The sequence below is a fragment of the Actinoplanes sp. NPDC051633 genome (genome assembly GCF_040681735.1).
In the GTDB taxonomy this organism is placed as follows: Bacteria; Actinomycetota; Actinomycetes; order Mycobacteriales; family Micromonosporaceae; genus Actinoplanes.
Genome location: NZ_JBFAZH010000372.1, coordinates 1 through 6480, shown reverse-complemented (window position 1 = coordinate 6480; position 6480 = coordinate 1). Strand labels below are relative to the sequence as shown.

5 protein-coding genes and 1 pseudogene are annotated in these 6480 nt (G+C 73.3%); 5 read left to right on the top strand and 1 reads right to left on the bottom strand.

Features of this window, described 5'->3' with window-relative positions; all coding sequences use genetic code 11:
- The 5 genes and pseudogenes from AB0M20_RS20925 to AB0M20_RS20905 all read left to right on the top strand — a co-directional run.
- Window positions 1-339: pseudogene (locus AB0M20_RS20925) on the top strand (virulence factor MviN); the annotation flags it as partial.
- Window positions 336-1442: a glycosyltransferase family 4 protein gene (locus tag AB0M20_RS20920; protein ID WP_364300473.1), complete on the top strand. Its 1107-nt coding sequence runs from the start codon at window positions 336-338 to the stop codon at window positions 1440-1442. The pseudogene AB0M20_RS20925 and the gene AB0M20_RS20920, both read left to right, overlap by 4 nt.
- A gap of 80 nt (window positions 1443-1522) precedes the next feature.
- Window positions 1523-3736 (top strand): hypothetical protein, encoded by a 2214-nt coding sequence (locus AB0M20_RS20915; protein ID WP_364300475.1) that lies wholly within the window; start codon window positions 1523-1525, stop codon window positions 3734-3736.
- Window positions 3737-3757: 21 nt separating this feature from the next.
- Window positions 3758-5491, top strand: a complete 1734-nt coding sequence (locus AB0M20_RS20910) for a CTP synthase (protein ID WP_364300471.1) — start codon at window positions 3758-3760, stop codon at window positions 5489-5491.
- Window positions 5488-6072 (top strand): NUDIX hydrolase, encoded by a 585-nt coding sequence (locus tag AB0M20_RS20905; protein WP_364300469.1) that lies wholly within the window; start codon window positions 5488-5490, stop codon window positions 6070-6072. Before AB0M20_RS20910 ends, AB0M20_RS20905 begins: the two co-directional genes overlap by 4 nt.
- Here the strand turns inward: AB0M20_RS20905 and AB0M20_RS20900 are convergent.
- The coding region (locus tag AB0M20_RS20900; protein ID WP_364300467.1) for a peptidoglycan-binding domain-containing protein at window positions 6069-6480 on the bottom strand (412 nt) is incomplete at its 5' end. The two genes, AB0M20_RS20905 and AB0M20_RS20900, sit on opposite strands and share 4 nt — an antisense overlap.

Here is a 6480-nt window from a genome sequence, read left to right as displayed (position 1 = left end):
GCCCAGGGCGAGGACCTGCTGGTCGTCGCCCAGGGCGTGGCCAACGCCGTGGGCATGTCGGCGATCGGGCTCCTGCTCGTGGCCGCCGTCCGCCGCCGCGCCGGTGCGCAAGCGCTTGCGGGGCTCGGCCGGGCGGCCGCGGCCGGTATCGTGGCGGCGATCACCGCGGCGTTCGCCGGGTGGGCGACGGTTGCGAACCTGGGGCTGTGGGCCGGTCTGCTGGTCGGCGGCCCGGTGGTACTGGCGACCTACGCGGTGGTGGCGTTCGTGCTGGACGCGCCCGACGCCCGGCGGCTGGGCGCGTTGCTGATTCGAAGGGGTCGAAGGGAGAAGACGTGACGTACGCGCGCTTTCCGTGGCGCGGCTCGGTGGGTCTGGTGCTGGGGTCCAGCACGGGCGGTGTCGGGCAGCACGTCTCCTCACTGGTCCGCGGTCTGATCGCGGCCGGCAGCACGGCGCTGGTCTGCGGGCCGGCGGCGACCGACGAGCAGTTCGGTTTCTCCGCGGCCGGCGCGTCGTTCCGGGCCGTCGAGATCCCGGCCAGTCCCGGTCCGCAGGACTCCGGCGCGGTCCGGGCACTGCGCCGCGCCCTGTCCGGGCAACAGCTCGACGTCCTGCACGCGCACGGGCTGCGCGCCGGGTTCGTCGCCGCGCTGGCCCGCCCGTCGGTCCCGCTGGTCGCCACGCTGCACAACGCGGTGCTCGCCAAGGGCCTGCGCGCGCAGGCGACGGCGCTGGTCGAGCGGGTCGTGGCCCGCAACGCGGCGCTGGTTCTGGGCGCCTCCGAGGACCTGGTCGAGCGGGCGGAGGAGCTCGGCGGCCGGGCCCGGCTGAGTCCGGTGTCGGCGCCCGCGATGGCGCCGCCGAAACGCTCCCGGGCCGCCGTCCGGGCCGAGTTCCGGCTGGCGGCCGATGTGCCGCTCGTGCTGTCGGTGGGCCGGTTGCATCCGCAGAAGCGCTACGACCTGCTGGTTGACGCGTCGGCGCGGTGGCGGGAGCTGACCCCGGCTCCGGTCACCGTGGTCGCCGGGTCCGGACCGAGCTATATGGACCTCGCCCAGCGGGCCAGCGAGAAACGCGCCCGGCTCTACCTGCTCGGGCACCGCAACGACGTGCCCGAGCTGCTGCTGGGTGCCGACCTCGCGGTGGTGACCAGCGACTGGGAGGCCCGGCAGCTCTTCGCGCAGGAGGCGCTGCGGGCCGGTGTGCCGCTGATCTGCACCGCGGTCGGCGGGCTGCCCGGGCTGGTCGGCGACGCGGCGGTGCAGATCCCGCCGGGTGACGTCGACGCGCTCGACGCCGCGGTGAAACGGCTGCTGGCCGATCCGGCGCTGCGGGCCGAGTATGCGGCGCGGGGCCCGAAGCGGGCCGCGACCTGGCCGAGCGAGGACGACACGGTCGCCGACGTGATCACCGCGTACGCCGAAGTGACCCGCGGGTGATCACCTTCCTGGACCGCATCCGCCGGGTCCGGCGCTTCGGCATCCCGGCACGACGAGTGCGCGGCTGGCTCCCGTACGCAATGGTGGTCCTCGCCGCCGCCGCCAGCCTCGTGGCGCTCGCCATCCGGCCCGCCGCGGGCCCGGCCAAGGAGCCGCTCGACTATGTCGTGGTGGCCGGCGCCGCGGGCCTGCGCTGGGACGACCTCGACCCGCAACGCACGCCGAACATGTGGGCGCTGGCGGGCAAGGGCTCGGTCGGCTGGCTGTCGGTGCGCTCGGGCCACCGCGTCACCTGCCCGGCGGACGGGTGGCTCACCCTGGGCGCCGGCAACTACGCGGCCTGGGACACCGCCACGATCCGCGGCCAGTGCCCGCCCGCCGCGCCCGACCTGACCGAACCCGACGCCCTCGGCGCCAACATCGGGCAGCAGCGGGGCATCGTGCGCCTCAACCAGACCACGCTGCCCTACGGCGCGGTGCCGGGCGCGCTGGCCGAGTCGGTGCGCTGCACGGTGGCGGTCGGCACCGGCGCGGCGATCGCGGCGGCCCGCCCGTTCGGCCGCGTCGACCGGTACGAGGCGGAGCTGCCCGCCGACCCGAAGACCCTGCTGTCCTCCTGCGTGCTCAGCATCGTCGACCTCGGCGCGGTCACCGGCTCCGGCGCCGCCCGGCAGGCCGCCGTGGCGCGGGCCGACGACACGCTGGGCCGGGTCGTCGCCGGCCGCCCGGACCGCTCGCTGATCATGGTCGCCGGCGTGTCGGACACGTCGGCCAGCTCCCGCCTGCACGTGGCCGTCGCCGAGGGGGAGGGCTGGGACGGCGGCTGGCTGACCTCGGCCGGCACCGGCCGCGACGGCTATCTGCAGCTGGTCGACGTGGCACCGACCGTGCTCGCCGCGCTGGGCCGCGACGAGCCGGAGAAGGTGTTCACCGGCCGGTCCGCCACCACCGTCCCGGGCCGGCCCGCCGAGCTGACCGACGCGGTCCGCGGCGATCACGACGCCGACCGGCGGGCGACCGCCCAGCGCGGCGTCGCCGAGAAGTTCTTCACCGCCCTGGCGGCCGCCGACCTGCTGCTCTTCCTGCTCGTCGTGCCGCTGATGGTGCGGGCCCGCCGGCACGCCGGCCCGCGCGGCCCGGCCTCGCCGTCGCGGATCCTGATCGCCGTCGTGGAGGTGGCGCTGATCGCCGCCGCGCTGGCCGTCCCGGCGGCGCTGCTGGCCGACGCCGTGCCCTGGTGGCGTGCCGGTCATCCGGGCCTGGTGTTCGTCGCGATCACCGCGCTGCTGGTGGCGATCGGCACGGTCGCGGTCCGGTTCGCGCCGCGCTACCGCCGCACGCTGTGGCCGCTGGGCGCGGTCGCGCTGATCGGCGCGGTGGTGGTCGGCGCCGACCTGCTGATGGGCGCGCGACTGCAGCTCAACGGCGTGGCCGGCTATTCGGCGGCGCAGGGCGGCCGGTACGCGGGCGTGGGCAGCGTCGGGCTGGGCGTCTTCGTCGCCGGGATGCTGGTCGTCGCCGGCTGCCTCGCGCAGTGGATCCGCAAGCCGTGGCGGCCGGTGATCGTGGTGCTGATCGGCGGCCTGGCCGTGGTGATGGTGGGCAGCCCGTACCTGGGCGCCGACCCGTCCGGGGCGATCGCGGTCACCGCCGGGGTGTGCGTGGCGGCGGCGATCAGCAGTGGCGGCTGGCTGACCCTGCCGCGGTTCGCCTGGGCCACGTTCGCCGGGCTCGCGGTCACCATCGGCTTCGCCGTGCTCGACCTGCGCCGCCCGCCGACCGAGCAGGGCAGCCTGGGCCGCTTCCTGACCGCGCTGGCCGACGGCACCGCCGGCCCGGCCATGCAGCGGGGCGCCGCCGCGAACGGACTGTCGCTGGTGGACAGTCCGCTCACCGTGCTGGCCGTGGTGGGCGTGCTGATGCTGGCGTTCTGTCAGTTCAGCCCGTGGGGCGGGCTGAACCGCCTGTTCGGCCTGCACCCCGCGCTGCGGGCGGCCGGCGCCGGCGTCACCGTCGCGGCGCTGATCGCCGGATTCCTGAGCGGCACGGCGCTGACCGTGGCCGGCGCCGCCGCCGCGGTCGCCGTGCCGGTGGCCGTGCTCACCACGCTGCGTGTGCTCGACCACGCGGCGGACCGGACCCGCCCCATCTCATCCGGCCTGGTCTCGTCGGCGCCTGTCCCAAATGTCGGAGACACGCGCGGCGCAATGCCGGAACGTGCTCCCGGCGGCAAAGGTGTTACCGTGGAATCCCGTGGATGGCGCGTGGCGCGCCGGTTCGCAAGACCTCTGTAGGACCGACCACGGGAGCAGGCCTTGGCCGTTACAGCGCGCGACACCCGACACATCTTCGTCACCGGGGGCGTCGCCTCCTCGCTGGGCAAGGGCCTCACCGCCTCCAGCCTCGGCAATCTTCTGACCGCGCGCGGGCTCCGGGTCGTGATGCAGAAACTCGACCCTTACCTGAACGTCGATCCGGGCACGATGAACCCGTTCCAGCACGGCGAGGTCTTCGTCACCGAGGACGGCGCCGAGACCGACCTGGACGTCGGCCACTACGAGCGGTTCCTCGACCGGTCGCTGTCGCAGAAGGCGAACGTCACCACCGGCCAGATCTACTCCGCGGTGATCGCCAAGGAGCGCCGGGGTGAGTATCTGGGCGACACCGTGCAGGTCATCCCGCACGTGACGAACGAGATCAAAGAGCGCATCTTCGCGATGGCCGACCCGGACGAGTTCGGGCGTACCCCGGATGTCGTCATCACCGAGGTCGGCGGCACGGTCGGCGACATGGAGTCGCTGCCGTTCCTCGAGGCGATCCGGCAGGTCCGGCACGAGATCGGCCGCGACCACGTGTTCTACCTGCACGTGTCGCTGGTGCCCTACCTGGCGCCCTCGGGCGAGCTGAAGACCAAGCCGACCCAGCACTCGGTGGCCACCCTGCGCAACATCGGTATCCAGCCGGACGCGCTGGTCTGCCGCAGCGACCGCGAGATCCCCGAGAAGCTCAAGCACAAGCTGTCGCTCTACTGCGACGTCGACCGTGAGGCCGTGGTGGCCTGCCCGGACGCGCCGAGCATCTACGACATCCCCAAGGTGCTGCACCGCGAGGGCCTGGACGCGTACGTGGTGCGCCGGCTCGGGCTGTCCTTCCGCGACGTGGACTGGACGAGCTGGGACGACCTGCTGCAGCGCGTGCACCACCCGCGTCGCACGATCACGGTGGCGCTGGTCGGCAAGTACGTCGACCTGCCGGACGCGTACCTGTCGGTGAGCGAGGCGATCCGCGCCGCCGGCTTCGCCAACAACGCCAAGGTGCAGCTGCGCTGGGTGCCCAGCGACGACTGCGACACCTCCGCCGGCGCCGCGGCCGCGCTCAAGGGCGTGGACGGCATCGTGATCCCCGGCGGCTTCGGCATCCGCGGCATCGAGGGCAAGATCAACACTTCGCGGTACGCGCGGGAGAACGGCATCCCGATCCTCGGCCTGTGCCTGGGCCTGCAGTGCATGACCATCGACGCGGCCCGCAACCTGGCCTCGCTGGACGGGGCGAACTCGCTGGAGTTCGACGAGCAGACCCGGCACCCGGTGATCTCCACGATGGCCGATCAGCAGGACATCGTGGCCGGCAAGGGCGACATGGGCGGCACGATGCGGCTGGGTGCGTACCCGGCGGCGCTGACCCCCGGGTCGATCGTCGCGGAGGCGTACGAGAGCACCGAGATCTCCGAGCGCCACCGCCACCGCTACGAGGTCAACAACGACTACCGCGACAAGCTCGGCAAGGCCGGGTTGCGCTTCTCCGGCACCTCGCCGGACGGCCGGCTGGTCGAGTTCATCGAGCTGGACCGCGAGACGCACCCGTTCTTCGTGGCGACCCAGGCGCACCCCGAGCTGAAGAGCCGGCCCACCCGGGCGCACCCGCTGTTCGCCGCGTTCGTCAAGGCCGCGGTCGAGTACGCGGCCGCCGACGAGCTGCCGGTGGGACCGCTCGCCGAGGCGGCCGACGCTCCGGCCCAGCATCAGTCCGAGGCGGTCGCGGCCTCGTGACCGTCTTCAAGCACGAAACCCTCGACCGCACCGTGCGGTACCAGGGGCCGATCTTCACGGTCTACTCCGACAAGGTCACCATGTCCGGTGGTGGCACGGCGACCCGTGACGTGGTGGAGAACAAGGGTGCGGTCGGCGTCGTCGCGCTGGACGACGTCGGCCGGGTCGTGCTGATCAAGCAGTACCGGCACCCGGTCGGCGAGCGGCTCTGGGAGGTGCCGGCCGGGCTGCGCGACGTGCACGGCGAGGACATGCTGATCACCGCGCGGCGGGAGCTGGCCGAGGAGACCGACTACACCGCCGCGCGGTTCGACCTGCTGGTCGACCTGCAGACCTCGCCCGGCTTCAGCAACGAGACCATCCGCATGTACCTGGCTCGCGACCTCGCCCCGGTGCCCGAGGACGAGCGCCACGAGCGCCTGGACGAGGAGGCCGACCTGGAGATCGCCTGGTTCGATCTGGACGAGGCGGTCGCCATGGTGCTGCGTGGCGAGATCACCAACTCGTCGACCGTGGCCGGGCTGCTGGCCGCGGCCCGGGCCCGTGACGACGGCTGGGCGACCCTGCGGCCGGCGACCTAACGGATCTTGTTGAGCAGCGGCCAGGTCTTCGGGCCGCACACGCCCAGTCCCTTCAGTCCGTGTTTGAGCTGGAAGGCCTTGACCACCTTCGCGGTGTCGTCGCCGTAGTCGCCGTCTACGTCGAGCGGTCTGCCGCCGAGGACCGCGTGCTTGTTCTTGGCGGCGTGGTTGAGCCGCGCCTGGATCCATTTGACGTGGTTGTGTCGCCGATCGTTGCGAACCACCGACGAGCCCGGGTACGGCCGGTCCGCGACGCCGACGGAGGCGATCTTCTTGCTGGTGACGACACCGCCGCCGAGCCCGGGCTTGAACCCGAGCTTCGTGGACCGTTTCTTGAAGTTGCCGGTGTAGAACAGGCGAGCGGCCGGCTTACCCAGCACCTTGCAGGTTCCGCCGCTGACCAGACCG